At 70.8% G+C, this 26352-nt stretch carries 24 protein-coding genes and 1 rRNA gene; 17 read left to right on the forward strand and 8 right to left on the reverse strand.

Annotation, left to right across the window (positions count from 1 at the left end):
• Positions 1-12 precede the first annotated feature (12 nt).
• The 3 genes from rrf (at position 13) to EAS64_RS23895 (ending at position 2654) form a co-directional block, all read left to right on the forward strand.
• Positions 13-129: ribosomal RNA gene (gene rrf / locus EAS64_RS23885) — 5S ribosomal RNA — on the forward strand.
• A 174-nt stretch (positions 130-303) separates the two neighbouring features.
• Positions 304-2190, forward strand: coding sequence for a primary-amine oxidase (locus EAS64_RS23890; RefSeq protein ID WP_222849527.1), 1887 nt, complete (start codon positions 304-306; stop codon positions 2188-2190).
• A gap of 53 nt (positions 2191-2243) precedes the next feature.
• Positions 2244-2654, forward strand: coding sequence for a RidA family protein (locus EAS64_RS23895; protein WP_145856205.1), 411 nt, complete (start codon positions 2244-2246; stop codon positions 2652-2654).
• Here the strand turns inward: EAS64_RS23895 and EAS64_RS23900 are convergent.
• The gene (locus tag EAS64_RS23900; RefSeq protein ID WP_145856207.1) at positions 2577-4004 is read right to left on the reverse strand and encodes an MFS transporter; all 1428 of its coding nucleotides are present in this window, start codon (positions 4002-4004) and stop codon (positions 2577-2579) included. The genes EAS64_RS23895 and EAS64_RS23900 overlap by 78 nt on opposite strands.
• A 118-nt stretch (positions 4005-4122) precedes the next feature.
• Between EAS64_RS23900 and EAS64_RS23905 the strand changes: the two genes are divergently transcribed.
• Positions 4123-5199, forward strand: coding sequence for an alpha-hydroxy acid oxidase (locus EAS64_RS23905; RefSeq protein ID WP_222849528.1), 1077 nt, complete (start codon positions 4123-4125; stop codon positions 5197-5199).
• Positions 5200-5315: 116 nt separating this feature from the next.
• Here the strand turns inward: EAS64_RS23905 and EAS64_RS23910 are convergent, their stop codons facing one another.
• The gene (locus tag EAS64_RS23910) at positions 5316-6116 is read right to left on the reverse strand and encodes a 2-keto-4-pentenoate hydratase (protein WP_145856210.1); all 801 of its coding nucleotides are present in this window, start codon (positions 6114-6116) and stop codon (positions 5316-5318) included.
• An 81-nt stretch (positions 6117-6197) separates the two neighbouring features.
• Here EAS64_RS23910 and EAS64_RS23915 point away from each other — a divergent pair, with 81 nt between their 5' ends.
• A complete protein-coding gene (locus EAS64_RS23915) occupies positions 6198-6665 on the forward strand; it encodes a PPOX class F420-dependent oxidoreductase (RefSeq protein WP_145856211.1) in 468 nt (155 codons plus the stop codon).
• Positions 6666-6702: 37 nt separating this feature from the next.
• On the opposite strand, the gene EAS64_RS46080 is transcribed toward EAS64_RS23915, so the two are convergent.
• Both EAS64_RS46080 and EAS64_RS44960 read right to left on the reverse strand, forming a co-directional pair.
• Positions 6703-6936 (reverse strand): hypothetical protein, encoded by a 234-nt coding sequence (locus EAS64_RS46080; RefSeq protein WP_246115828.1) that lies wholly within the window; start codon positions 6934-6936, stop codon positions 6703-6705.
• A 40-nt stretch (positions 6937-6976) separates the two neighbouring features.
• Positions 6977-7264 carry a hypothetical protein gene (locus tag EAS64_RS44960; RefSeq protein ID WP_222849585.1) on the reverse strand — a complete coding sequence of 96 codons (288 nt, stop codon included), beginning with the start codon at positions 7262-7264 and terminating at the stop codon, positions 6977-6979.
• Positions 7265-7317: 53 nt separating this feature from the next.
• Between EAS64_RS44960 and EAS64_RS44965 the strand changes: the two genes are divergently transcribed.
• Complete coding sequence (locus tag EAS64_RS44965; protein ID WP_222849530.1) at positions 7318-7560, forward strand: hypothetical protein; 243 nt, start codon at positions 7318-7320, stop codon at positions 7558-7560.
• A 16-nt stretch (positions 7561-7576) separates the two neighbouring features.
• Here EAS64_RS44965 and EAS64_RS23925 read toward each other — a convergent pair whose 3' ends face one another.
• Entirely contained in the window at positions 7577-8293 is a 717-nt protein-coding gene (locus tag EAS64_RS23925; RefSeq protein WP_145856213.1) for an ArsR/SmtB family transcription factor, read from the reverse strand.
• A 66-nt stretch (positions 8294-8359) separates the two neighbouring features.
• On the opposite strand from EAS64_RS23925, the gene EAS64_RS23930 reads away from it, so the two are divergent.
• Entirely contained in the window at positions 8360-9736 is a 1377-nt protein-coding gene (locus tag EAS64_RS23930; RefSeq protein WP_145856215.1) for an MFS transporter, read from the forward strand.
• Here the strand turns inward: EAS64_RS23930 and EAS64_RS23935 are convergent.
• Positions 9702-10553 (reverse strand): LLM class flavin-dependent oxidoreductase, encoded by an 852-nt coding sequence (locus EAS64_RS23935; protein ID WP_145856217.1) that lies wholly within the window; start codon positions 10551-10553, stop codon positions 9702-9704. The two genes, EAS64_RS23930 and EAS64_RS23935, sit on opposite strands and share 35 nt — an antisense overlap.
• Positions 10554-10692: 139 nt before the next feature.
• On the opposite strand from EAS64_RS23935, the gene EAS64_RS23940 reads away from it, so the two are divergent.
• On the forward strand, positions 10693-11580 hold the full coding sequence (locus EAS64_RS23940; RefSeq protein ID WP_145856734.1) for a phosphotransferase: 888 nt from the start codon (positions 10693-10695) through the stop codon (positions 11578-11580).
• A 21-nt stretch (positions 11581-11601) separates the two neighbouring features.
• Here EAS64_RS23940 and EAS64_RS23945 read toward each other — a convergent pair whose 3' ends face one another.
• A complete protein-coding gene (locus EAS64_RS23945; protein ID WP_145856219.1) occupies positions 11602-12342 on the reverse strand; it encodes a dienelactone hydrolase family protein in 741 nt (246 codons plus the stop codon).
• Positions 12343-12436: 94 nt separating this feature from the next.
• Here EAS64_RS23945 and EAS64_RS23950 point away from each other — a divergent pair, with 94 nt between their 5' ends.
• From EAS64_RS23950 to EAS64_RS23980, 6 genes are all read left to right on the forward strand, one after another.
• Positions 12437-13867 carry a DUF4037 domain-containing protein gene (locus EAS64_RS23950; protein ID WP_246115829.1) on the forward strand — a complete coding sequence of 477 codons (1431 nt, stop codon included), beginning with the start codon at positions 12437-12439 and terminating at the stop codon, positions 13865-13867.
• Positions 13837-14970: a hypothetical protein gene (locus EAS64_RS23960; RefSeq protein WP_222849532.1), complete on the forward strand. Its 1134-nt coding sequence runs from the start codon at positions 13837-13839 to the stop codon at positions 14968-14970. The genes EAS64_RS23950 and EAS64_RS23960 overlap by 31 nt, the downstream gene beginning before the upstream one ends.
• Positions 14971-15041: 71 nt before the next feature.
• On the forward strand, positions 15042-17279 hold the full coding sequence (locus EAS64_RS23965; protein WP_145856223.1) for a penicillin-binding transpeptidase domain-containing protein: 2238 nt from the start codon (positions 15042-15044) through the stop codon (positions 17277-17279).
• 14 nt (positions 17280-17293) lie between these two features.
• Positions 17294-17824, forward strand: a complete 531-nt coding sequence (locus EAS64_RS23970) for a hypothetical protein (RefSeq protein WP_145856225.1) — start codon at positions 17294-17296, stop codon at positions 17822-17824.
• Between the two features lie 41 nt (positions 17825-17865).
• Positions 17866-18297 carry a YybH family protein gene (locus EAS64_RS23975; protein WP_145856226.1) on the forward strand — a complete coding sequence of 144 codons (432 nt, stop codon included), beginning with the start codon at positions 17866-17868 and terminating at the stop codon, positions 18295-18297.
• Positions 18298-18340: 43 nt separating this feature from the next.
• Positions 18341-19078 carry an alpha/beta fold hydrolase gene (locus EAS64_RS23980; protein WP_145856228.1) on the forward strand — a complete coding sequence of 246 codons (738 nt, stop codon included), beginning with the start codon at positions 18341-18343 and terminating at the stop codon, positions 19076-19078.
• Here the strand turns inward: EAS64_RS23980 and EAS64_RS23990 are convergent.
• Positions 19053-21002, reverse strand: coding sequence for a PucR family transcriptional regulator (locus EAS64_RS23990; protein ID WP_439333620.1), 1950 nt, complete (start codon positions 21000-21002; stop codon positions 19053-19055). The genes EAS64_RS23980 and EAS64_RS23990 overlap by 26 nt on opposite strands.
• Positions 21003-21111: 109 nt before the next feature.
• On the opposite strand from EAS64_RS23990, the gene EAS64_RS23995 reads away from it, so the two are divergent.
• The 3 genes from EAS64_RS23995 (at position 21112) to ppk1 (ending at position 26325) form a co-directional block, all read left to right on the forward strand.
• Complete coding sequence (locus EAS64_RS23995; RefSeq protein ID WP_145856230.1) at positions 21112-22428, forward strand: aspartate aminotransferase family protein; 1317 nt, start codon at positions 21112-21114, stop codon at positions 22426-22428.
• Positions 22428-23942, forward strand: a complete 1515-nt coding sequence (locus EAS64_RS24000) for a CoA-acylating methylmalonate-semialdehyde dehydrogenase (protein ID WP_145856232.1) — start codon at positions 22428-22430, stop codon at positions 23940-23942. Before EAS64_RS23995 ends, EAS64_RS24000 begins: the two co-directional genes overlap by 1 nt.
• Positions 23943-24219: 277 nt before the next feature.
• Complete coding sequence (ppk1, locus tag EAS64_RS24005; RefSeq protein WP_145856235.1) at positions 24220-26325, forward strand: polyphosphate kinase 1; 2106 nt, start codon at positions 24220-24222, stop codon at positions 26323-26325.
• Positions 26326-26352: the final 27 nt, after the last annotated feature.

A 26352-nucleotide genomic window follows, 5' to 3' on the forward strand; every position in this document is an offset into this window, starting at 1 on the left:
TCTCAATAGAGTTGCGGCGGCCATAGCGAAAGGGAAACACCCGGTCCCATCCCGAACCCGGAAGTTAAGCCTTTCAGCGCCGATGGTACTGCGAGGGAGGCCTCGCGGGAGAGTAGGACACCGCCGGAACATCATTCAAAGAAGGCCGGCCCCACTGGGGTCGGCCTTCTTTGGTTTCCCGGCAGTGGTGAAATCCACGGAGTGGCCCTATCGTGGAGCGACCAGCCCCCGCAACCGCATGGATGCCACACCCATACGGTTGTAGCCGTATGGATGCCACACCCATACGGGAAAGGACCGCTTGTGAGCCATCCACTGGACCCGCTGACGGCCGATGAGATTCGCCGGGTTGCCGGGATCGTGCGGCGCGACCGTGGGGTGGGCGAGGGCTGGCGGTTCGCCTCCATCGAGCTGCGGGAGCCCGACAAGACGGACCTGCCGGCGCTCGACGAGGGCCGGCTGGACCGGCGGGAGGCGATCGTCGTCTGCTGGAACCGGGCCGACGGGCAGGCGTATCGCGCGGTCGTGTCGCTGACCGGCGACGCGGTCAGCGACTGGGAGCACCTGCCTGGGCAGCAGCCCAACATGACCGTCGACGAGTGGCACGAGTGCGACGCGATGCTGCGCTCCCATCCGGCGGTGCTCGAGGCTCTCGCCCGGCGCGGTGTCACCGACCTGTCCCGGGTGCTCGCCGACATGTGGGCCTACGGCGCCGCGCTCGTCCCCGACCGCTACGTCGGGCGGCGGATCGGCTGGTGCGACGTGTGGTACCGGGGCAGCGAGCGTGGCAACCCCTACGCCCATCACCTGACCGGCCTGCACCCCATCGTCGACCTGAACACGATGACGCTGCTCGAACTCGAGGACAGCGGCCCGGCGGGCGACGATGTCCAGATCATGGGGGAGTACCTGCCCGACCTGCTGCCGATGCGGCTGCGCGAGGTGGCGCCGCTGCACATCAGCCAGCCGGATGGGCCGGGCTTCGCCCTGGACGGCACCCTGCTCAGCTGGCAGAACTGGCGGCTGCGGCTTGGATTCAACCATCGGGAAGGCCTCGTCCTGCACCAGGTGGCCTTCAGCGACGGTGGCCGGCTCCGCTCGGTGGCGCACCGGCTGTCGTTCGCGGAGATGGTGGTCCCGTACCGGGACGCCAGCCCGGACCACTACCGGCGCACCGCCTTCGACATCGGCGAGTGGGGCCTCGGCTTCATGACCACCTCGCTGACTCTGGGCTGCGACTGCCTCGGCGAGATCACCTACCTGGACGCGGTGGTGCACGACTCCAAGGGCGAGCCGGTGACGATACCGAACGCCATCTGCGTGCACGAGGAGGACAGCGGCGTGCTGTGGAAGCACGTGGACGAGCGGGCAGGCGCCGAGGTGCGGCGGGCCAGACGGCTCGTGATCTCCTTCCACGTGACCGTGGCCAACTACGAGTACCTGGTGTACTGGCGGTTCTACCAGGACGGCGCGATCGAGTGCGAGGTCCGTGCGACCGGCATCATGGTCACCTCGCACACCGCGGCGCCAGGCAGCCGCCCAGCCAACGGCACGCTGGTCGACCAGGGCATCTACGCCCCGTTCCACCAGCACTTCATCGTCGCCCGGCTGGACCTGGACGTCGACGGTCCCGGTAACACGGTCTACGTCACCGAGTCCCGCCCCGCCGCGCCCGGCGACGACGACCCGCACGCGCTGGGCCTGACCGTGTCCAGCACCCCGCTGCGCACCGAATCCGAGGGCAGGCAGGACTACGACTGGGCCAGCCAGCGCGGCTGGAAGGTCGTCAACGACACCGTCAGGAACGCGATGGGTACCCCGGTCGGCTACAAGCTGGTCCCCGCCGCGTCCTTCCCTGCGCTGCTCGACCCCGCCTCGCCGGCGTATCAGCGGGCCAAGGTCATTGGGCACACCCTGTGGGTGACCCCGTACCGTCAAGACGAGCGCTGGCCGTGCGGCGACTTCCCCGTCCAGGCGGACGCCGACACCGGCCTGCCCGCCTGGACCGCGGCGGACCGGCCGATCGAGAACACCGACGTGGTGCTCTGGTACGTGTTCGGCATCCACCACATCACCCGACCGGAGGACTGGCCGGTGATGCCGTCGGATATCGTCTCGTTCTGGCTCAAGCCGTTCGGCTTCTTCGACCGCAACCCGGCCCTGGACGTCCCGCCAAGCCACAGGCACTGAGGCCAGCGCTGACGCCAGCCGCCGACGCCTACCAGGAAGGGAATCGTCCGACCATGCCGCATGCCGTCACGCTGATCCGCTCGGCGTCTCTGTCCACCGTCGCCGAGTACGCCTACGCGGCCACCGCGCCCGCCGGGTCACGGCTGATTTTCCTGGCCGGTGCCTGCCCGCTGAACGAGGACGGGACCACCGCCGCGCCCGGGGACTACGCCGGCCAGGCCGCGAAGGCCTTCGAGAACATGCGGACGGCGCTCGCCGACGCGGGAGCGTCGGTGGAAGACGTGCTGAACACCCGGGTCCTTGTGGCATCCAGCCGACGGGAGGACCTGGTGGCCGCCTGGGACGTCATCCGCGACTCCTTCGGCAGCCACGATGTGCCGAGCACCCTAATCGGCGTCACCGTGCTCGGATACACCGACCAGCTCGTGGAGCTCGAAGCCGTCGCCGCGGTCCTGGATTCGTAAGGCTCCAGGCAAGGCCGGCTGGCCAGCGGGCGACGCGGTGGCCGGGGCGCCGACCGGGGCGACGTAGCCGCGGAACGCCGGGAGCACCGCGAGCACGGCGGCCACCGCCGCGACGCAGGCGAGGCCGCCCGAGGTGAGCGAGAACCGCGGGCTGGTGACGGCCGCGACCGCGCCCGAGCGGAGCTGCCCGGTGGGCGGCCCCGCCGCATAGCTGAGCAGCTCGATGCCGGCCATACGGCCGCGCAGGTGATCGGGGATCGACTGCTTCCACATGGTGTCGCGGAAGATCGCGCTGCACTCGTCGGCGCCGCCGGCGACCGCCAGGAAGAACAGGGCGACATAAAGGGTGGGGGACACGCCGACCGCGGCCATGGCGAGTCCCCAGGACCCGGCGGCGACGGCGATGGCCAGGCCGTGCCGCCTGATGCGCGGCATCCAGCCGCCGGTCGCCGAGACGATCAGCGCGCCCGCCGAGGGCGCGGCGAACAGCAGCCCGGTGGACCACGGCGCGTGCAGTTCCAGCGCGAGGAACGGCAGCATCGCGTTCGGGTAGGCGAAGATCATCGCCGACAGGTCGGCCAGGTAGGAGCCAAGCAGGTCGCGCCGGCTTATCGCGTACCGCAGGCCGACTAGGATCTCCGAGAGCGCGGGCGCCCGCGAGGCCGGGCCATCGCCATCCGAGCCGTCCGAGCCGCTCGACCCGTCCGGGCCGCTCGAACCGTCCGAGGCGCCGTCGGCGCCTGGCGTGATCGGCGGCAGCGCCGGCAGTCGGCGGAGCATTGCGAACGAGACGACGTAGCCGGCCACGTTCAGCGCGTAGACCAGCCACGGCCCGGGAGCGGCCGCGAGCGCGCCGCCGAGCGAGGAGCCGAGGAGGACGCTGGCGTTGGTGGACAACGACATGACCGCCGACGCCTGGGTCAGCTTCTCGAGCGGGACCACCCGCGGCGTGGCCGCCTCGAAAGCAGGCCGCTGCAGCGACGCGATCCCCATCATCAGCGCCGCCACCACGTAAAGCGGCCACAGCGGCGGGTGCGGCAGCAGCGAGTTGACGAGCAGCAGGCCCGCACAGGCGGCGAGGCCAGGCTCGCACCAGACCATGAGCTTGCGGCGGTCGAACCGGTCCGCGAGCACCCCGCCGTACAGGCCGAACACGATCAGCGGCACCAGTTCCGCGAGGCCGAGCGTGCCCACGACGAGCGGCGATCCGGTGAGCCGCTGCGCCTGGACGAGGATCGCGACCTCGCCTGCCTGCGAGCCGAGGAAGGCGACCGTCCTGCTGGTGAACATCGCCCGGAACCCCGCCGACTCGCGGAGCGGGGAGATGTCGGGCAGCAAAGACCACGTCACGAGGCGAACACCAGCACCCAAGGACGCTACCAGCCGGACAAGCCCAGCTCACAACGAGTTTTTCCGGCGAACGCGACCGCCAGGGCGTGCCATGACAAACGGCCGGTAGGGTGCCATCGTGACGGTTACCTCGGCGTTTCCCCAGGACGGGGAGTTCAGGACCCTGGAAGAGATCCACGCGGCGGCGCTCGAGCGCCTGCCGCGGGACGCGGCGGTCTACCTGGAAAGCGGCGCGGGCACCGAGCAGACGCTGCGCGCCAACCGGGAGGCGTTCACCCGCTGGGTGATCAAGCCGAAGCCGATGACCGGCGTCGGCGACCCCAAGACCAACACCGAGTTCCTTGGCATCTCGCTGTCCGTGCCGGTGCTCACCGCCCCGTTCGGCGGCGACGCGCTGTTCGCCAGGGACGGCCACCTGGCGGTGGCCCGCGCCAACGCCGCGACGGGGATCGCGTCCATCGTTCCCGAGGTCGGCAGCTTCTCCTGGGAGCAGGTCGCCGAGGCGGCTCCGTCCGCCGCGCGCATCGCGCAACTCCATCCGTTCGACTCCTTCGACGCGTCGGCCGAGCGCATCAAGGCGGCAGGCTACGACGCGCTGTGCGTGACCGTGGACTGCCCGATCATGGGCTTCCGCACCAGGAACCGGATGGAGCGCTTCCGATTCGATCCCGTGGTCTGGGCCGGCAACGTCATCCATGACTGCTCGCCGAACGTCGCGTCCACCTACGGCTCCAAGATCGTGCCCGCCTGGACCTGGGACCAGCTCGCCGAGGCCACCGCCAGGCACCAGATGCCGTGGATCGCCAAGGGCATCCTCACCCCCGAGGTCGCCGAGGCCGCGATCGGCGCGGGCGCGTCCGCGATCCTTGTCTCCAACCACGGCGGACGCCAGATAGATCCGTCGCCCGCCAGCCTCGATATGCTGCCGGCGATCGCCGCCCAGGTGGCGGGCCGCGTCCCCGTCCTGCTCGACAGCGGTTTGCGCACCGGCGGCGACGTCTTCCTCGCCCTGGCGCTCGGCGCGAGCGCCGTGGTCATCGGCCGCCTCGCCGCCTACGGCCTGGCCGCGGCGGGCGAGCACGGCGTCCGCCGCACCGTCGAGCTGCTCACCGAGGAACTGCACATTCTGATGACGCTGGCCGGCATCCCCGACATCGGTTCGCTCACCGCGGCGGCGGTCGCGCCGCGCCCCTAGCCGGGCAGTGCCCCTAGCCGACAGTGCCCCTAGCCGACAGTGCCCTTAGCCAGCAGTCCTCCTCGGCGGCAGTGCCCCCAGCCGGCGGGGCCCCTAGCAGGCCGCGACTCTGGCGACTAGCCGAACACTGCCGTCACCTGGCCGAGGCCGCCGATCTCCGCGGTGAACTCGTCGCCCGGCACGACGGGGACAATCGGCCCGAGCGAGCCGGACAGCACGATCTCGCCCGACCGCAGCGGGCGCCCGTATGACCGGGCGGTGTTCGCCAGCCAGGCGACGGCAATGGTGGGGTGTCCGAGGGACGCCGCACCCGTTCCTCGTGATACTTCCTCAGCGCCGCGCCACAGCAGCATCGGGCAGGCGGCCAGGTCAAGCCCGCCGGGTGGCCGTCGCTCCTGGCCAAGTGTGAACAGTCCGGCCGACGCGTTGTCCGCGACGGTGTCCACGATGGAGATGTCCCAGCCGGCGACCCGGCTGTCCACGATCTCCAGCGCGGCGGCGACCGCGCCGGTCGCGGCGAGCACGTCGTCGGGACCGATGTCGGGTCCGTCGAGGTCCCGGGCGAGGATGAAGGCGATCTCCGCCTCGATCCGCGGCTGCAGCAGCCGCCCGGTGTCGACGCGCGCGCCCTGCGGGCAGTCCATGCTGGCAAGCAGCATGCCGAAGTCGGGCTGGTCAACGCCGAACTGCGCCTGCACGGCCGCGTTGGTCAGGCCGATCTTCCGTCCGGTCAAGCGGTCGCCCGCCGCGAGCTGCGTAGCCACCCAGGCGGACTGCACTGCGTAGGCGGCGTCGACGTCGCCTGGCGGCAGGATGGTGCGGACCGGCGGGCACGGGCGGCGGTCGGCGCGCGCCCGCGCAAGGATGTCGAGTGCCTCGGTGCCGGCCGCGTCAAGCGCCGGTGTCGTCCCAGCCATCCGCCCATTATCCCGAACGGGTTCGGCTGACTCGCCGCCCGCTCGCAGCCTCCGTCAGGTCCGGTTGTTAGGGTGAGCGGCGTGCCAAGGAAAATCGCGACGAACACCGCGGTCGGCGCCGACGAGCTGACCGCGTTCATCAGCGGCCGGCATCAGGCCATCGTGATCACCACGCGGAAGGACGGCGGCCCGCAGGCGTCGCCGGTCACCTGCGGCGTCGACGAGCGGGGCCGGATCGTCATCGCGACCTACCCGGAGCGGGCCAAGGCCCGCAACGCCCGGCGCGACCCGGAACACGTCAGCGTGCTGTTCCTGTCCGACGACTTCGGCGGCCCGTGGGTCCAGGTCGACGGCACCGCCGAGGTCCTCGACGTGCCGGAGGCGGTGGAGGCCCTGGTGGACTACTACCGGTCGATATCCGGCGAGCACCCGGACTGGGCCGAATACCGGCAAGCCATGATTACTCAGGGTAAGTCACTGCTCCGCGTCACCCCGGTCCGCTGGGGCCCGGTCGCCACCGGCGGCTTCCCCGCCCGCCTGGCCGACTAGCGGCTCTGTCCGGGGCCCTGTTCCCTCCTGCGGTCAGCTATGGCGGCCTGCTCGGCCAGGCCGCCCAGCCGAAGACCGGCGACCTGCGCTCGGAACTCATCGGCATCATCGCCGAGATCATCGTGCTGCAGCTCGGCTTCGGCAGCGTCATCGCCGCCGGGCTGCCGATCGTGACGGCCGTCATCGGCGCGATCGCCGGTCTCGGCGTGCTCGGCATGGTCGCCGCAGCCACCTCGTTCGCCTCCGTGTCGCCGACGCTCGCCGCTGTCACTGCGACTCGGTCACATCGACGCGGGCGCCAGCCCGGAGAGCTACTCGAGCCGCCAGGCCTTCGACGCCATCAGCGATGGGTTCGGGGTGGGCACCAACGGTCCCTTCACCGTCGCCGTGCAGGTTGACAAGGCCAAAACCAGCACGTCCGCACAGGTCAGCGCCCTGAGTTCGGCGCTGAGCAGCGCCCTCGCCAAGACGGCGGACGTCGCGTCCGTCGGCCCGGTGCAGCCGAGCCCGGACGGCGCCGTGCTGTCCGTCAGCGTCATCCCGGCCAGTCGGCCGCAGGACGCCGCGACCCGCCAGCTCGCTAGCACCCTGCAGGACACGACGCTGCCTCGCCGCCGCCTTCCTGCTGCTCCTGCTGAGCTTCCGCAGCCCGGTGCTCGCGCTGAAGGCCGCGCTGCTCAACCTCTTCTCGATCGGCGCCGCCTACGGCGTCATCGTCGCGGTCTTCCAGTGGGGGTGGGGAGGCTCCCTGCTCGGCGTGTCCGGGAAGGTCCCTATCGAGTCAGTTCCTGATGGGCCGGGCCAACTGGTGGACGCCGCGCTGGCTGTCCCGGATGCCGGAACTTCTCGAGCCCGCCGACTGAGCAGGCTGCCGGCTGATCACGCTGTCGGCTGATCAGGGTGTCGGCTGATCACGCCGCCGCCGTGGCCCTGAGCTGGCCGAGGTCAATGCCGAGCCAGTCGTCGAGGCCGGCGAGCCCGGCCGGGGTCACCGTGACGATCCGGCTGCCGTCGTGCCGGCGCACCCAGTCCCGCCTGACGAGATCGGCGGCGAGGGCGGCGCCGAGCGCACCCGCGAGGTGATGCCTGCCGCGCTCGGTCCAGTCCGCACAGGGCCGAAGCAGCGGCCGGGTGCCGCGCGGCACACTGACGACGTCGATGCCGGCGGCGGCGAACACCGTGCCGGCCCGCTCGCCGAGGACCCAGGCGCCGTCCCGCTCTCCGATGGCGTGCCTGGCGGCGAGCGCCTCGGTGATCGCGACTCCGGTGATGCCCGCGAGGTGGTCGTAGCAGGTCCGGGCCATGCGCATGCTGCGACGGCGCGCCGAGCCGCTGAGCGAGTGAACCGGCCTGGCCGGCGCCAGCATCAGCAGCGCCTCGAGCGCGTCGGCCACCGGCTGGCCCGCGATGGAATACAGCCGCTGGCGGCCCAGGGATTCCGCGCGCAGCAGGCCGCCCGCGGTGAGTTTCTTCAGGTGGGCGCTGGCCAGCGAACGGGAGATCCCCGTCGCGGCCGCCAGCGCGGACCCGGATTGTGGTGTCCCGCCAAGCAGGATCTGCAGCATCCGCGCTCGATTCTGATCACCGATGAGGTGACCAAGCGCGGCGAGGTCGGCATCGGGCTCCATGCCGTCAACCCTAAGCCTGGAACCGTCAAACGGGCCTTTGACGGTTCTGCGGCTAGCGTCTCAGTCATGAGCCTCGCAATCCCCGCCGCCTGGATCCGGGTCGCGCTCCTGATGTTTGCCGTGGGCTGGGGCGCCAACCAGTTCTCCCCGATGCTGATCGTGTACCGGCACGAGCTTGGCCTGGGCCCCGGGGAGATCGCGGGGTTGTTCGCCATCTACGCGGCCACGCTGATTCCCGGGCTGCTGCTCGGCGGAGCGCTATCGGACCGGGTAGGGCGCCGGGCCTGCGTGCTGCCATTCGCCGCACTGTCGCCTTTGGCGACACTGCTGCTCATACTCGGACCGCACGACCTGGCGCTGATCGCGGCCGGCCGGGCCCTTGCCGGCCTGTGCTCGGGCATGGTCTTCGGCCCGGCGACGGCCTGGGTGCTCGACCTGTCCGCCGGCGACGCGGTGAGCGCCCGCCGGGCCGCGCTGGCGCTGAGTGCCGGATTCGGGCTCGGCCCCGTGGTCGCCGCGCTGCTCGCACAGTGGGCGGGCGACCCGCTCGTCGTCCCGTACCTGCCGCACCTGGCGCTGGGCGCCGCAGCCCTCGCAGTGGGCCTGACCGCCCCGGCATCGCCGCGTCCCGCCAGGGCGCAGCCTGTCATTTCGTCTCGTGCCGCATCGGACGCCGCCCCGTCAGGCGCGGACCTGGCCGGAGGCCAGGCGCGCACCGACCCGGCGGACGGCGCCGGTCAGTCGGCGGGCCGGCCGGCCGCGCCACCCGCACCGCTGCGCACCCGGGCGTTCTGGCTGGGGGTCGCGCCGGCCGCGCCGTTCGTGTTCGGCACCGCGTCTCTCGCCATCGTCGTACTCCCGGAGGAGGTGACGAGCGCCCAGTCACTGTCGGCAGGGTACGCCGGGCTGATGACCGCCCTTGCGTTCGGCGCCGGTGTCGGCATCCAGCCGTTCGCCCGCCGCCTGGCCGGGCGCAGCCCACATGGCGGCATCATCGCGGGCCTTGGCTGCGCGGCGGCGGGCGCGGCCGTCAGCATCGCCGCCGTGGCGCAGGTGAGCCGGCCGCTCGCCGGGGTGGCAGCGGTGCTCCTCGGCCTCGGCTACGGGCTGTCCCTGGTGAGCGGTCTGCACCAGGCGGAGCGGCTGGCCGGGCCGCGCGACCGGGGCGCCGTGGTGGCCTGCTACTACGTGCTCGCCTACCTGGGTTTCGCGATGCCCTACGTCGCGGACGTGCTGAACGCGCCGCTCGGCAAGCCGGGCACGTTCGCCCTCTTGGCGGCCGCGGCCGTGATCCTCGCCGGCCTGAGCTGGCTCCGCGGGTCACGGATCGCCCGGGCAGGCCAGGCCGCGGTGAAGGCCGACCGGACCACCTGGGCCGCCGCCGCCCGCCGCGGCGGCCGGCCGGAGGTCAGGACGGCGGCCCGGCCTCGATCCGGCGCCTGACCTCGGCAAGGCCCTCGGCGCCCGACTCGATCGTCCACCAGCTCTCCACCCACCAGGTGGCACCGGCCTTCTCCCAGGTCGCCGGCTCTGGCGGGTCGAGCTGGATGAACTCCCTGCTGCTGTCGGCCTCGATGATGACGTCGTACGGGGCATCCGCGAGCCCGGCCGCGGCGCGCATCCCGCGCACCTCGGCGACCAGGCCGGCCAGCTCGTCGGGCCCCCGGACGGCACGCCCTTCCTTCCCCTCCATGACGGAGGGCAGCAGGCCGTCCCAGCGCGCGGCCCGTTCCAGCGACGGCTGCGCGGTCTTGCCCGCGAGCTTGGTCCCCATCACCCAGACCGGCGGGCGTGGCCGCTGGACCGGCGGCTGCGGCAGGTTGAAGTCGGTGGGCTTGGCGCTGTAGTGCTTGCCGTCGTAGGAGAACGGCTGCCCGCGCATCAGCCCGTCGTAGATGGCCAGGCACTCATCGAGCTTCTCCGCCCGGGCCCGGCGGCCCTCGTCGGCCTCGAACGCGGTCCACCCCTCGTGAATCGCGCCAAGCCCGACGCTCATCATCGCCCGGCCGTCGCTGAGCCGGTCGACGGTGCCGACCGCCGAGGCCAGGTCCCACGGCCGCCACCGGGACGCCGGAGTGAGCAGCGTGCCGAGCCTGATCCTGCTCGTCACCATCGCCGCGGCCCCCAGGGTGACCCAGGCGTGCTCACCCCATAGCGCCTCCCAGGTGAAGACCCCGTCCCAGCCATGCCGTTCCCCGAGCACGGCCAACTCGGTGAATGCGCGCGCGTTCGCATGCGGTACCACGAATCCGAATCGCATACCGCGACTGTAGGCCCCGCCCCCGACATTCCGCCGCTACCAGCCGGACCCGCCGCCCCCCGCGCCCGGACAGTCACGCTTCGGGCGCATATTGGGTTGCGCCTGGTGCCGGGGAGCGGCGAAGCTTTCCGCCGTGACCATGCACCCCGGCGAACTGCTCATCACCGACGACGTGGTACGGGACCTGGTGTCGGCGCAGTTCCCGCGGTGGCGGGACCTGCCTGTCCGGCGCTTCGCCTCGTCGGGCACGGTCAACGCGATCTTCCGCCTCGGTGACCGGCTCGCGGCGCGCTTCCCGCTGGAGCCAGACGACCCGGCCAAGGCCCGCCGCGCGCTGGAGTCCGAGGCGGCGTCCGCCGCCGAACTCGCCGCGGCGACCCGGTTCCCGGTACCGGAGCCTGTCGGCATCGGCGCGCCTGCACCCGGCTATCCCCTGCCCTGGTCGGTGCAGACCTGGCTGCCCGGCGCCACCGGAGACGACGAGGACCCGTCGGGCTCGGTTCCGTTCGGCCGCGACCTAGCGGAGTTCATCGCCGAAGTGCGGGCGATCGGCACCCGCGGCAGGTCCTTCGGCGGACACGGCCGCGGTGGTGATCTCAAGGACCACGATGCCTGGATGGAGACCTGCCTCGAACGGAGCGAGGGGCTGCTTGACGTGCCCCGGCTGCGCGGGTTGTGGGGCGAGTTCAGGCAACTACCGCGGGAGGCCCCAGACGTGATGGGCCACCGCGACCTCACACCGGGCAACGTGCTGGTGGCCGGTGGACGGTTGGCCGGCGTACTCGACCCGGGCAGCTTCGGTCCCGCCGACCCGGCCCTCGACCTGATCAGCGCCTGGAACCTGCTGGCCGCCGAGCCCCGCCAGGCGCTCCGCGACACCCTGCGCTGCCCCGACCTGGACTGGGAGCGCGGCAAGGCGTGGGCCTTCCAGCAGGCCATGGGACTGGTCTGGTACTACAAGGACACCAACCCGGTGATGAGCCGCCTCGGCCGCACTACCCTGGACCGCCTCCTCACCGGCCGCTGACCGGCCGTCGGCACGTCCCGGCTACGACAGCCGCTCAGCGTACAGGTCGCTCAGCACCTGCCAGTGCCGCTCGTCGAGTGCCGCGTCGTAGACGGGCATGTCCGCGACCGCGAACCCGTGACCGCCCGGCCAACTCTCCACCGTGTGCTCCACCCCGGCCGCGGCCAGCGCGCTACCGAGCAGTTCCGCCTGCTCGGCGGTGAATCCCGGGTCGCCTGCCGAGCCCGCCACGCACACGGCGGCGTTGATCTGGTCAGCCGCCTGGTGCGGACTGTTCGGGTCGTCGGCGACGGCGATACCCGCCGCGTGGAACGAGGCGGCCGCCGCGAGCTTGCCGCCGAGGCCACCCGCGGCCACCAGCGTCAGCCGACCGCCCATGCAGTACCCCTGGGCGCCGATCGCCGTGCCGCTGACCTCGGGCCGCGCCAGCAGGAAGTCCGCGTAGTCGTTGCCGTCGGCGATCACCCGTTCGTTGCTCAGCGTGCCCGCCAGGGCGAACAGCCGGTTCCGCTCCTTCTCGTCCCCGAACGCAGTCCGGGTGTCGAACGCCGGGTAGTCGCCCTCCCGGTAGTAGATGTCGGGGATGAGCGCGACGTAGCCGAGCCCGGCGAGACGGTCGCCCATCTCGAGGAACACCTCACGCGGCCCGAAGATGTCGGTGAACACCAGCACGCCGGGCCACGGCCCCGCGCCGTCTGGCACGTGCAGCGTCCCCGGGCTCACGCCGTCGCTCGTCGGAATCCGCACATCGATGCGTGTCATCTGAGTCTCCTCTGCGTGAGTACCCTGCCGGCGCCACGATCGTAGTGGCCCGGACGCCGGCTGTGAAGGCATCCGGGTCACTACGATCGTGGCCGTGCCTCCCGCGTTCGTGCCCGGGCTTGAGATCGCCGGCGACTTCTACGCCGGCGTGGTGCGCCCGCTGCTCGCCGACGAGTTCCCCGGGCTCCGGTACGCGGCGGCGCTGCTCGGCCCCGGCTCCGAGGTCGCCGGCTTCGACACCCAGCGGTCAACCGACCACGACTGGGGCCCGCGCCTGCAACTCCTGCTGCCCGACGAGCCAAGCGGCACGCTCACCGGCTCGCTCGGCGACATCCGCGCCGTCGGCGACACAGCGGGCGTCGCCGAAGCGATCACTGCCATGCTCACCCGCCGCCTGCCTGGATCCTTCCGCGGCTACCCGGTCAGGTTTTCCCTCAGCGGCAAGCCCGCGCGCGCCGCGCGGCATCACGTCATGGTCTCCGGACTCGGCGGCTGGCTGACCTGGCTGCTCGGCTTCGACCCGCGCGCCGGCGCCACCCTGCTCGACTGGCTGGCCACCCCGACGCAGCGGCTTGCCGAGTTCACCACGGGCCGGGTCTTCCACGACGACCCAGGCGAGCTGACCCGCGCGAGACACACCCTCGCCTGGTACCCCGACGACGTGTGGCGGCACGTGCTCGCCTGCCAGTGGCAGCGCGTTGACCAGGAGGAACCGTTCCCTGGCCGGTGCGCGGAGGCGGGCGACGAACTCGGCTCGGCGGTCCTCACGGCCCGGCTGGCCCGGGACCTGATGCGGCTGTGCCTGCTGATGAACCGCCGCTACCCGCCGTACAGCAAGTGGCTCGGCACCGCGTTCACCAGGCTTCCCGGCAATGCGGGCCTCGTCGCCGACCTGACCGCCGCGATCTCCGCTCGCGGCTACCAGGAACGGGAACGGCACCTGACACGGGCGTACCAAGCCGTCGCCGAACGGCATAACCGGCTCGGGCTCACCGCGCCCTCGACACCGGCACCCGCCTCTTCCACGACCGCCCCTTCCAGGTCATCGGCGGCGCGCGGTTCGCCACCGCGTTGCGCGAGTCGATCGGCGATCCGCGGATCAGCCGGCTGCCGCCGGCCGGCGCGGCCGACCAGTTCATCGACAGCACTGACGCCGCGGGCGACCTGCGACTGCTGCGCGCCTGCACCGCTGCCGCCATGCGAGACGGCGGCAGGAGCAACACGCCAGGCAATGACGACGGCACGCCCGGTGAAGACGGGGATATCGTTCCCCATGATGAGCGCGCATGACGTGGTGGCTGAATACTGGGCCGCGGCCGAGGCCCGCGACTGGGACCGGTTCGGCGCCCTGCTCGCCGACGACGTGCTCTATCGCGGCCCCCAGGCACGCGAGCTGGTCCGCGCGCTACAATCCGGTGACTCAGGGTCCCGCGGGCCCACCGCGTTCCGTGATCACCGGGACCAGGCGGGCCGCGGCGGACTAGCATGCGGCCCATGCGATCGAGGCGTGGTTACGGCATGGTGATCGGGTTCGTGACGGCGGCGGGCTGCCTGGCCGCTGCCGCGCTCACTGGTGTGCTCGGCTCAGGCGCGGCGGCGGGCGCAGTGAGCACAGTCCAGGTAGGCACCGCGGCGGTGCGCGCGATCCCCGCCGTCGGCAATCCGACGGGCAACGTCGCCGTTCCGGCCGCGGGCCGGGCGGTGAACACCAAGCACCCCACCCGGGTGATCGGCCACGGGACCCCGGCCAGTTGCACGTCGGCCGCCGTCGTCAAGGCGGTCGCGGCGGGGGGCATCATCACCTTCAACTGCGGGCCCAAGCCGGTCACGATCACGATGACCGCCACGGCCAAGGTAGTGAACACCAGCCATCAGGTCGTGCTCGACGGCGGCGGCAAGGTCACGCTGAACGGGGCGGGCAAGACCAGGATCCTGTACATGAACACCTGCGACCCGAAGCAGAAGTACACGACGAACGACTGCTGGGAGCAGCAGTGGCCGCTTCTCGTCGTGCAGAACCTGACGTTCAAGAACGCCTATTCGGCCACCAAGCAGACCGCCACCTCGAACTACGGCGGCGGCGCCATCTTCGATGAGGGCGGCCAGCTCAAGGTCGTCAACTCGGTCTTCACCGGCGACCGGTGCTACGCCAGCGGTCCCGACCTCGGCGGCGGGGCGATCCGCGCCGTCGGCATGTACATGGGGGCCGTCGTTTACATCACCCATGACACCTTCAGCGGCAACTCCTGCTCGAACGGCGCCGCGCTGAGCGGCCTCTACGCGAGGTTCGGCGTGTTCAACAGCCTGTTCACGAAGAACAAGGCGATCGGCTGGGGCGCGAACCCCGCGTCCGCTGGGACCCCGGGCGGCGGCAGCGGCGGCGCCATCTACACCGACGGCAATCACTACAGCCTGATCATCGCTGGCACGGCGATGAGCGGTAACACCGCCCGCGAGGGTGGCGGCGCGATCTTCTTCGTCGTCAACGCGGGCGGCGGCCAGCTCAAGATCAAGTACTCCAAGCTCACAAAGAACCCGAGTGGCCAGTTCCAGAACGCTCCGGGCATCTTCGACAGCGTGGACGGCGCCGACGTCCAGCCGGTCGTGGTTCACTCCACGATCAGCTAGCGCCGGCAACAAGGCCAGATGATTTGGCGGATGAGTCATCAGGAATTGACGGCGGTAGGTACTTTCATATAGTGACGAGCGACCCGAGACCTAGCAGTTCACCGCCATGGGAGACGCCAGGCGGGCAGCCGGACAAGCCTGCTCCCGGGCAATATCCGCAGGGTCAGCACGGGCAGGGCAGTGGCCAGGACGGACACGGGCAGCAGCGCTACGGACAGTCGTCGTACGGCACCCCTGGGTACGGGGCCGACGGCTACGGCGCCCCCTCCTCCGCTCCGCAGGGCTACGGCCAGCAGGGCTACGGCCAACAGAATTACGGCCAGTCCAATCACGCACAGTCCAATTACGGCCAGCCCAATTACGGCCAGCAGGGCTACGGGCAGGCCGGGTACGGCCAGCAGGGTTACCAGCAGCAGGGGTACGGCCAGCAGCAGTACAGCCAGCAGGGCCATGTCCAGCCCGGTTACGGCCAGCAGGGTTACCAGCAGCAGGGGTACGGCCAGCAGAACTATGGCCAGCAGGGACACGCACCCGGCTATGGTCAGCAGCCACCGGGCGGCCAGCCGTCGGGTGGCCAGCAGCCGGGCTACGGTCCGCAGCCGCCTGGGCACGGAACGGGCCAGGGGAGCCGTGGCGGCGGCGGCCGTCGCGGACGGACAGGCGGCGGCAGGCGCCGCACGGTGCTCATCTCGGTGATCTCGGGTGTCACGGCGCTCGCCGTGGCCGCCGCGCTCGTCTTCGTGTTCGTGATCAAGCGCGGCCCAGGCATCCCCGCCACCGGCATGATTCCGACCGGCTCCACACCACAGCAGGACGCGCGGCAGGTCGCGTCGACGTTCCTGACGGCCTGGAAGAAGGGCAAGCTCGCCAAGGCGGGCAACCTCACCGACCACCCGGCGGCCGCGTCGGCCGGGCTCGCGGCCTTCGCGAAGGACCTGAACACCGGCGCGCTCTCGTTCGCGCAGGACAGCATCACCGCCGTTCCCGGCAGCACGTCCGCCGCCCCGCGCGAGAAGGTGACCTTCGCGGTGACCACCTCAGTCGCGGCGACCGCGGGCTCGTCGGCGGAGCGCGGCATGTGGAGCTACCACTCGGCGCTCACCGTCTACCAGCAGGCCAACTCCAACGTGTGGTTCGTCGCGTGGCGGCCCGACGTGCTGGCGCCGAACCTCACCGCCAAGACGCACCTGATGGCCGTGTCTGTCGCGCCGTCGGTGACCATGGTCAGCGATGCGAACGGCGGAGACCTGACTTCCTACGGTGACCCCGGTCTCACCAACATCGCGAACCTGCTGAAGAAGGGGGCGCCCCCCGGCCAGGGCAAGCCCGGACTCGACGTGCAGATCGAGACCACCGCGGGCAAGGTCGTGAAGGGCAGCCAGGCGCAAATTCTCAACCCGGAGAACATCCAGTCGCTTGCCACCACGATCAGCTCCACCGCCGAGGCCGCCGCGCGGAACGCGGTCGCCATGCACAAGCAGAGCTCGATGGTCGTCATCCAGCCGTCGACGGGCAGGATCCTTGCCATCGCCAACAACGCCGGCTTCAACGACTTCGCGCTGACGGCCGCGGTCTCACCGGGTTCCACGATGAAGGTGATCACATCGGCGGCGCTGTTCAACGCGGGGGTGCTCACCCCCAGCACCCCGGTCGCCTGCCCGAAGACGTTCACCGTGACGGGCAACACCTTCCACAACGACAAGGGAGAAACCGAGCCCCCGAGCACGCCGTTCATCGATGACTTCGCGCAGTCGTGCAACAACGCGTTCACCAGCCAGTATCAGCACCTGACGGGCGCGCTGGCGGGCACGGCGAGCAAGTACTTCGGACTCAACCAGAAGTGGAACATCGGCATCGGCAGTCTCTCCGCGCCCTACTTCAACGCGCCGGCTAGCGCGTCGGGCTCAGAACTCGCCCAGGAGGCGTTCGGCCAGGGCGCACTGACGGCCTCGCCGATCGCCATGGCCTCGGTCGCGGCCACGGTGGACACCGGCACGTTCAAGCAGCCGATCCTGGTGGCGGGGACCAAGCAGGCGGCGGCCACGCCGCTGCCGGCCACCACGGACGCGGACCTCAAGGAAATGATGCAGGCCGTCGTCAGCCGCGGGACTGCCGCGGGCATGGGCTTCGGCCCGACCGTCTACGCCAAGACGGGCACCGCGGACATCCAGAAGCAGGGAAAGCCGAACAGCTGGCTGATCGCCTTCGACCCGAACAAGGACGTGGCGGTCGCCGCTCTGGTACTTGACGCCGGCTACGGCGCGGAGTTCGCAGGCCCCGAGGTGGTTTCCTTCCTCAACGCTTACTAGCCACAATGGGCATCATGGATGCCGGTCATGACTCCAATGACGTCCTTGAGCTAGGCGAGCGGCGGGCCCCGCGCCTGCCCGCTGGCTGGCGGCCGTCACGCGGCGCCGGAATCCTCGCCGTGGCGGCGCTGGCCATCGGCCTCGCCGCCGGGTACGCGGCAGGCGACAGCCACGTGACCGCCGCCCCGCGAGCGGCCCCCACGGTGACCGTCGTGCTGCGGCCCACGCCACCCGAGCCCAGCATTGCGACGCCCGCCACGGCGTTCTCGTTCGCCGACTCACCCGCGCTCACCCAGGACGTCGCCTCCTGCGCCACCCAGACCGGGCATAAGCTTCAGCTCGGCGTCCAGGTCAGCAACCAGTCAACCGACGCCATCCTGCTGCGTACCGTGCGAGCCGTGCTCCCGCTCGGCGGACTCAAGCCGCTCACGGTGGTGTGGGGCCCCTGCGGGGTCCGGGCAGGCCGCGTCCGTGGTGATCGATCCAGCCACCGGCGTGGTTGCCCACTGAGCCCGCCCGTGTGCCGCACCCCGGGCGGTCAGTAGTGTGTGATCCGCCCGTGTGAGACTGGCGTCCGGAGGTGCGCATGGACAAGGCGGAGGTCGACCGCTGGCTCGACGCGTATGTCACGGCGTGGAAGAGCAACGACCGCGACCTGATCGGCGCGCTGTTCGCCGAGGACGTCAGCTACCGCTATCACCCCTTCGACGAGCCGGTGACGGGACGCGCGGCGGTCGTCGGCACCTGGCTCGGCGAGGCGGAACACCCGGGCGCGTCGACGGTCGACGCGCCAGGCACCTTCGACGCCGTCTACCGGACGGTCGCGGTCGACGGCGATGTCGCGGTAGCGACCGGAAGCAGCACCTACCTGACCGAGCCGGGCGGCCCGGTTGACCAGGTGTTCGACAACTGCTTCGTGATGCGTTTCGACCAGGCGGGGCGGTGCCGTGAGTTCACCGAGTGGTACATCAGGAGACCGGGTCCCGGGGAGTCCGCGTCCGCGCCGGAACAGGCCTGACAAGGGCCGATGAGTTCACGGAGCGTGCACGGTCTGCACTGTTATGGCGTACGCACCAGTGAACGGCATCGAGGTCTACTACGAGGTCCGCGGCAGCGGGCGGCCGCTCGTGCTGCTGCACGGCGGGGTGGTGACCATCGACCTGACCTTCGGGCCGCTGCTCGAGCCGCTCGCCGCGGGCAGGCAGGTGATCGCGGTGGAGTTCCAGGGCCACGGGCACACCGCCATCACTGACCGCCCGATGACGATCGAGGCGCTGGCCGCCGACGTCGTCGCACTGCTCGACCATCTGGCCATCGCCGAGGCCGACCTGTTCGGCCTCAGCCTCGGCGGTCTCGTCGCGTACGCGGTGGCGCTGACCGCCCCAGACCGCGTCGGCCGGCTGATCATCGCGTCGGCGGACGCCCACCGGCCGCCGGGCAGGGAAAGCGTGCCGATCAGCGAGGACCGGCTGCCGACGCGCGAGGACTTCGAGGCGATGCGCGACGCCTACGTGGCGGTCGCGCCGGAGCCCGAGCGCTTCGCTGAGTCCGCCGCAATGACAAGCGCACTCGTCCACGAGTTTCCCGGCTGGACCGCCGAACAGCTCAAGTCGCTGCGGGCCCCGACGCTGCTGATGTTCGGCGACCGCGACTTCTGGCCGTTGTCCGACGTGGCCGAGCTGTTCGCCATGCTGCCTGACGCCCAGCTCGCCATGCTGCCAGGCACCACGCACATGGGCATGACCAGGCGGCCGCGCGAGTTGCTCGCGCTGATCACGCCGTTCCTCGACGGCCCCTGACGCCGCAGGCGTCCATAGGCACTGACCTCAGGCGCCAATATCCGTTGGCCCTGGGGCTCGCGCCGTGAGATGCTCTGCCTGACGTCACAATGGCGAGCCACGGGAGGGGGTGCGGTCGATGTCGAGACATTCTCCCGCGCCCGCCGTCAGCTCCTGACGTCTGCGGCGGAGGGCGCCCGCGAAGAAAGCGGAGCAAACCATGCACTCCACCATTCACAACATCACGTTCGACTGCGCCGATGCCAGGGCGCAGGCCGTGTTCTGGGCGGCCGTCACGGGCGGCACCGCGCGGGAGCGCGACGCCACGCCGGGTCACGTCGAGTACGTCGTCATGCCGCTCTCTGACGGCATGCCCCGGCTGTACTTCCAGACGGTCGAGGAGCAGAAGCGGGTCAAGAACCGGGTCCACCTGGACGTCAGTCCGGACAGTGACGATAAGCAAGCGGAACTGGCACGCCTGGTAGGCCTCGGCGCCATCGTCGCGGCCGACCAGCCGCCGGATGTCGGCTGGATCGTCATGGCCGACCCGGAAGGCAACGAATTCTGCCTCGACTGATAAGCGGCCGTCCTGCTGGGTGAGCAGGGCGACGTGCAGGGAGGTGCGGGACTCGGGGTCGGCGAGGCTGACCCCGAGTATCCGCTCGATGAGCGCGAGCCGCTGGTAGAACGTGGGCCGCGCCAGGTGCGCGCGAGAGGCGGCGAGGGCCTTGTTGCCGCCGGAATCCAGGAAGACGGCCAGGTCGGCGGCCAGGCTGGTGCCGTGCTCCGCGTCGTAGGACAGCAGCGGTCCCAGCTCACGGCCGGCGAACGCGCCAAGCCGGTCGTCGTCACGCAGCAGGTGCAGCAGGCCGCGCAGCCGCAGGTCGGGCAGCCGGTAGTAGCGGCGCCGTCCGACCCCGTCCGGCTGCCGCAGTGCCACGTCGGCGACCTCGCGGGCCTCGCGGAACGCCGCGCGGACCGCGCCGAGCGACTCCGCGGGCCGGCTGGCGCCGATCACCAGGCCAGCTCCTGCGGCCCGGTCTAGCCCGACAGCCCCGCCCGGCCCGGCGAGCCGGGCCGCGAGAGCGCGCAGCGGGCCGTCGTCATCGCCGCCAGGCGGCAGCGAGAGCAGGGCTCCGGCCCGCACGTCGTCGAGCGCGCCGACAAGCGCGGGAACGCCGCTCGCGCGGCAGCTCGCCGCCATCGCCTCCGCGACACCGAGCACGGCGGCGTGCCCGCCAGCCGGGCCAGTAGCGCCGGCCGTGCCCGTCCCGCCACTCCCGCCGGCTGCGCCGACCCTGCCAGCCTCGCCGGCTGGGTACGGTCCCGCGTCGGGCAGCCGGGCCACCACCGCGACAAGCTCGCGGCCGGCCACCTCCACGCCCATCGCCCGGGCCCTGGCCTCGGCCTCGTCCGCGTCGAGCGCCACGCCTGACCGCTCGATGATCGCGCTGATCAGCGTCCGGTGCGCCTGGCGCTCGAGCGACTCGCCCCGCGACGTCAGCACCTGGCCGAGTGCCAGGGTGGCCGCGGCGCGCGAGACCAGCAGTTCGTCGATGATCCGGGTGTGCACGGCCTCGGTGATCTCGATGAACGGCACCTCGTGGCGGAGCTCGATCAGCGGTACGCACCGCGCCTGCGCCGCGCCGACTAGCGCGTCAGGCAGCTTGGCCGCGTACCTGCGGCCAAGCTCCACGGCGAGGCCTGCGATGCCCACGTCCGCCAGCGCGGCCACGTACTCGGCAAGGCCCGCGGCGGACTCCGGCAGCGCGATACCGGTGGACAGCACGAGCTCGCCGCCGCGCAGCAGCCGCCTGATGTCGGTCAGCTCAAGCGCGTGCACCCAGCGCACGGTGACGTCAAGCCGCTCCGCGCCCGCGACCACCCGCGGCGTGCCGCGGCGAACGGCGTCGAGGTCGAGAACCTCACGAAGCGTCAGCGGCACCGACTGGCCTCACCAACATGGTCCCGACCTTACAACATGTAAGGAAGACGCCGAAATTCGTGGCAGACTGTCACTAGGCTCCGGGGCCGGGCGCGGGCAGACTGGGACCATGTCAGATCTCCTTGCCCGCCATCGCGCGGTTATCCCTTCCTGGGTCGCACTCAACTACAGCGAGCCGATCGAGATCATCGGCGGCAAGGGATGCCGGGTCACCGACAGCCAGGGCCGCAGCTACCTCGACTTCTTCGCCGGCATCCTCACCAACATGCTCGGCTACGACGTGGCCGAGGTACGTGAGGCGGTCGAGCGGCAGCTCGCGACCGGGATCTACCACACCTCGACGCTCTACCTGATCCGCGGTCAGGTCGAGCTCGCCGAGAAGATCGCCAAGCTGTCCGGCATCTCCGGCGCCAAGGTCTTCTTCACGAACTCCGGTTCCGAGGCCAACGAGACCGCGCTCGCCGCCGCCCTGTCCGCCCGCAAGGCCAACCAGGTCCTGGCGATGCGCAACTCCTACCATGGCCGCACCTTCGGCACTGTCGCGATCACGGGCAACGCGAGCTGGAAAGCGAGCAGCAACGATCCGTTCGGTACTCACTATCTCCACGGCACCGACCGTCAGCTGCCCGCCTACCGCAACCTGAGCGACGCGGAATTCATCGACGCGTGCGTCGAGGACCTGCGCGCACTGCTGGCCGCCGCGATCCACCCGGCCGACGTCGGGGCGCTGATCGCCGAGCCGATCCAGGGCGTGGGCGGGTTCACCATGGCGCCCGACGGGCTGTTCCGCGCCTACAAGGAAGTCCTCGACGAGCACGGCATCCTGTTCATCTCCGACGAGGTGCAGACCGGCTGGGGCCGCACCGGCGAGCACTTCTGGGGCATCCAGGCACACCGCATCACCCCGGACCTCATGACGTTCGCCAAGGGCCTCGGCAACGGGTTCGCGATCGGCGGCGTCGTCGGCCGCGGCGACGTGCTCGACGGCATCCGCGGCAACGGCATCTCCACCTTCGGCGGCAACCCGATCTCCACCGCGGCGGGCAACGCCACCCTCGACTACGTGCTCTCCCACGACCTGCAGGCCAACGCCGCCGCCTGCGGCGACATCATCATCGCCGGGCTCAGGACCGCGGCCAACGAGCTCAAGACCGTCGCCGACGTGCGCGGCAAGGGCCTGATGTTCGCCGTCGACCTGGCCGATCCGTCTACCGGCAAGCCCGCGCCCGCCCTGGCCGCCAAGGCACTCGAGGCGGCCAAGGAGCGCGGCCTGCTCGTCGGCAAGGGCGGCCTGTACGGGTCGACCCTGCGGATGGCGCCGCCGCTGACGCTGAGCGAGGCGGAGGCGCGCGAGGGCCTCGGCCTGCTCGTCGACGCCCTCCGCGCGGTAGACGCTGAGACAACTGGCACAGGGGCAGGCGCCTGATGTCCGCCAAGCACGTCACCCACTGGATCAACGGCAAGCCCTGGACCGGCACGGCGGAGCGGCAGGGCGACATCTACGACCCTGCGACCGGGCAGGTCACCGGCGCCGTCGACTTCGCTACCATCCAGGAGGTCAACGACGCGGTGGCCGCCGCCACGGAGGCCGCCAAGTCGTGGGGCAAGATCTCGCTCGCCAAGCGGGCCACGGTGCTGTTCGCCTTCCGCGAGCTGGTCAAGAGCCACACCGAGGAGATCGCCGCGCTGATCACCAGCGAGCACGGCAAGGTCGCCGCGGACGCGGCGGGCGAGGTCGCCCGCGGCCTCGAGGTGGTCGAGTTCGCCTGCGGCATCCCGCACTTGCTCAAGGGCGGCTTCTCGGAGAACGTGTCCACCGGGGTGGACTCGTATTCGATCAGGCAGCCGCTCGGCGTCGTCGCCGGGATCACCCCGTTCAACTTCCCCGCCATGGTGCCGATGTGGATGTTCCCGCTGGCGATCGCCTGCGGCAACGCGTTCATACTCAAGCCATCGGAGAAGGACCCGTCCGCCTCCATCCTGCTCGCCAGGCTCTGGGCGGAGGCCGGCCTGCCCGACGGCGTGTTCAACGTGGTGCACGGCGACAAGGTCGCCGTCGACGCGCTGCTCACCCACCGGGACATCGCCGCGGTCTCCTTCGTCGGCTCCACGCCGATCGCCAGGTACGTGTACGAGACGGGGACGCAGCACGGCAAGCGGGTGCAGGCGCTCGGCGGCGCCAAGAACCACATGGTCGTCCTGCCCGACGCCGACCTGGACCTGGCCGCCGACGCGGCGGTCTCGGCCGGCTACGGCAGCGCGGGCGAGCGCTGCATGGCGATCTCCGCGCTTGTCGCGGTCGAGCCGATCGCCGACCCGCTCATCGAGAAGATCAAGGAGCGCGTCGCCAAGCTGACCATCGGCCCCGGCGCCGACCGGCGCTCGGAGATGGGCCCGCTGGTCACTGGCGCGCACCGCGACAAGGTGGCGTCCTACCTGGAGACCGGCGTCACCCAGGGCGCGACCCTGGCCATCGACGGCCGGACCCACCCGGTCAGCAGTGACGACTCGGCCGCCACGGCCGGCGGGTTCTGGCTTGGCCCGTCGCTGCTCGACAACGTGACGGCGGACAACACCTCCTACACCGACGAGATCTTCGGCCCGGTGCTGTCGGTGGTCCGCGCGCAGTCATACGACGAGGCGGTCCGGCTGGTCAACGACAGCCCGTACGGCAACGGCGTGGCGATCTTCACCAACGACGGGGGAGCGGCCCGCCGCTTCGTCTCCGAGGCCGAGATCGGCATGGTCGGCGTCAACGTGCCGATCCCGGTGCCGATGGCGTACTACTCCTTCGGCGGGTGGAAGGCGTCGCTGTTCGGCGACACCCACATGCACGGCACCGAGGGCGTCCACTTCTACACCCGCGGCAAGGTGGTCACCTCCCGCTGGCTCGACCCGAGCCACGGCGGGGTCAACCTCGGGTTCCCGGTCAATTCCTGACCGGTACCGCCGCGCGGGGGCTAGCCGTGCCGAATGCCCGGCCCCGGCCCCCGCTCGTTTGCCCGCCGCCACACCCCCGCGCCGCCGAAATGGCGCGGGGACGTTCGGCCCTGGACAGCCATCGTTCTCCTCGTAGAGCCTTGTGTTAATAACCAGGCGCTTGACGCCTGGACAGGCACAGATCGTGCCGGGGGTAGTGAGTTGTCGTCCCGCACATGTCGGCTTAGCTTCGCTAATCCCGGCTCGTTCTGAGGCGCGCGTGCCGAGGTGCAGGTAGATGACAGAGCTTGAACAGATCACGCCGGACTCTCCGGCGGCCCTCATCAACCGGGAGCTCAGCTGGCTGAGTTTCGCCCGACGCGTGCTTGCCCTGGCCGAAGACCCCGGGCAGCCGCTACTCGAGCGGGTCAAGTTCGCCGGGATCATGGGCACGATCTACGACGAATTCGCCATGAAGCGGATCGGCGGCCTGTTTCGGCAGGCCCGCAAGGGCTGGGCCAGACGCGGACCGGACGGCCTCACCCCGGCCGAAGCGCTCAAGGCCTGCCGTGCGGAGCTGCGGTCCCAGCAGCAGCTGGTGGCCACTGTGGTGGACGAGCAGTTGCGCCCCGCGCTGCGCGACCTGGGACTGCCGATCCTGAATGCCGGTGACCTCAGCCCGTCCCAGCGGGACTTCCTCACCCGGTACTGCATGGACTCGGTGGAACCGATCCTCGTTCCGCTGGCGGCTGACGCCGCGCATCCGTTCCCGTTCATCAGCAACCTCGGCCTCAACCTGGCGGTACTGGTAAGCGAGCCGGGTCGCAGGAATCCCCGCTTCGTCCGGATCAAGGTGCCTGCCAACCGGCCGCGCTGGGTGCCGCTGCCGGACCATGCGGGCTGGGTGCCCCTCGAGCAGGTGATCGCCGACAACCTGAGCGCGATCTTCCCGCGGGCATCGGTGTCGGCTTGCTACTTCTTCCGGGTCACCAGGGGAGCGAAGGACGATCCATGGACCGACCAGGCCGACGACGAGGACGTGGAGCTCTCGCCTGGTGCGATCATCGGGATGGTTACGGCTGAGCTGTCCGCTCGAAAGTACGCGGGCGTGGTGCGTCTGGAGGTCAGCGCCGACATGCCCGCTGCTCTGCGGAACTGGCTCGCTGCTCAGCTCGGCGCCGATCCTGCCGACGTCATCGCGACTCCCGGGCTGCTGAGCCTCGGCGACCTCATGGACCTGCCGGTGGAAGGCCATGCCGAGCTGCGTGACGCTCCGCACGAGCCGGTGACTCATCCGCGGCTGCGGGCCCTGGACCGCACCGACCCGGCCGCGGTGTTCGACGAGATCCGCCGCGGGGACATCCTGGTGCACCTGCCCTATCACAGCTTCGACACCTCGATCTTGCGCTTCCTGCAGAGTGCCGCCATTGACCCGGCCGTCCTGGCGATCAAACTCACGATCTACCGCACCGGCCGCCGCTCCCCGATCATCCAGGCGCTTAAAGAGGCGGCCCGCCGCGGCAAGCAGGTGGCGGTCCTCGTTGAGATCACGGCACGCTTCGACGAGGCGCCCAACATCAGCTGGGGCAGGGAGCTCGAAGAGGCGGGAGCTCACGTCGCGTACGGCGTGGAGCGGGTAAAGACGCACGTCAAGCTGGCGCTGGTGGTGCGTGAGGAGCCAGCAGGCATCCGCCGCTACGTCCACGTCGGCACGGGAAACTACCACGAGGGAACGGCACGGCTGTATGAGGACCTGGGGCTGCTCAGCATGGATCCCGAACTTGCCGCCCACGCGGCGGCGGTCTTCAACGAGCTGACCGGCGGCATCCCGGCTCCGACCCCGGGCAAGCTGCTGGTAGCGCCGCACGACCTCCGCGAGCGGTTCACCGCAGCGATCAGGCGCGAGGCCGAACACACTCGTGCCGGACGCCCCTGCGGCATCCGGGCCAAGATGAACCAACTCCAGGACCCGCAGATAATCCGGGAGCTCTACCGGGCCAGCATGGCCGGCGTCCCCATCGTCCTCAACGTCCGCGGCCTCTGCTGCCTGCGGGCAGGGGTACCTGGGTTGTCACCGACGATTAAGGTCTACAGCACCCTCGGCAGATTCCTGGAGCACAGCAGGATCTACCGCTTCGAGAACGGTGGCACGCCCGAGTTCTTCATAGGCTCGGCCGATTGGATGACGCGCAACCTCTCCCGGCGGATGGAAGTGATCGCCCCCGTCAACGATCCGGTCATCAAGACCGAGCTGGAGGCCATCTTGTGTACGTACGAGGCGGACAACTGCTCGGCGTGGGACATGCAGCCCGATGGCGAGTACGTCCTCCGGCATCCCGCCGCGGGCGAGTGCCGGAGGGGTGCTCAGCAGGTGTTCATCGAGCGGGCGGCTTCGTCGTTATGACTCGGGTCACCATGTGAAACTGATTGA

The sequence above is a fragment of the Trebonia kvetii genome, assembly GCF_007827045.1.
GTDB classification, from domain to species: Bacteria; Actinomycetota; Actinomycetes; order Streptosporangiales; family Streptosporangiaceae; genus Trebonia; species Trebonia kvetii.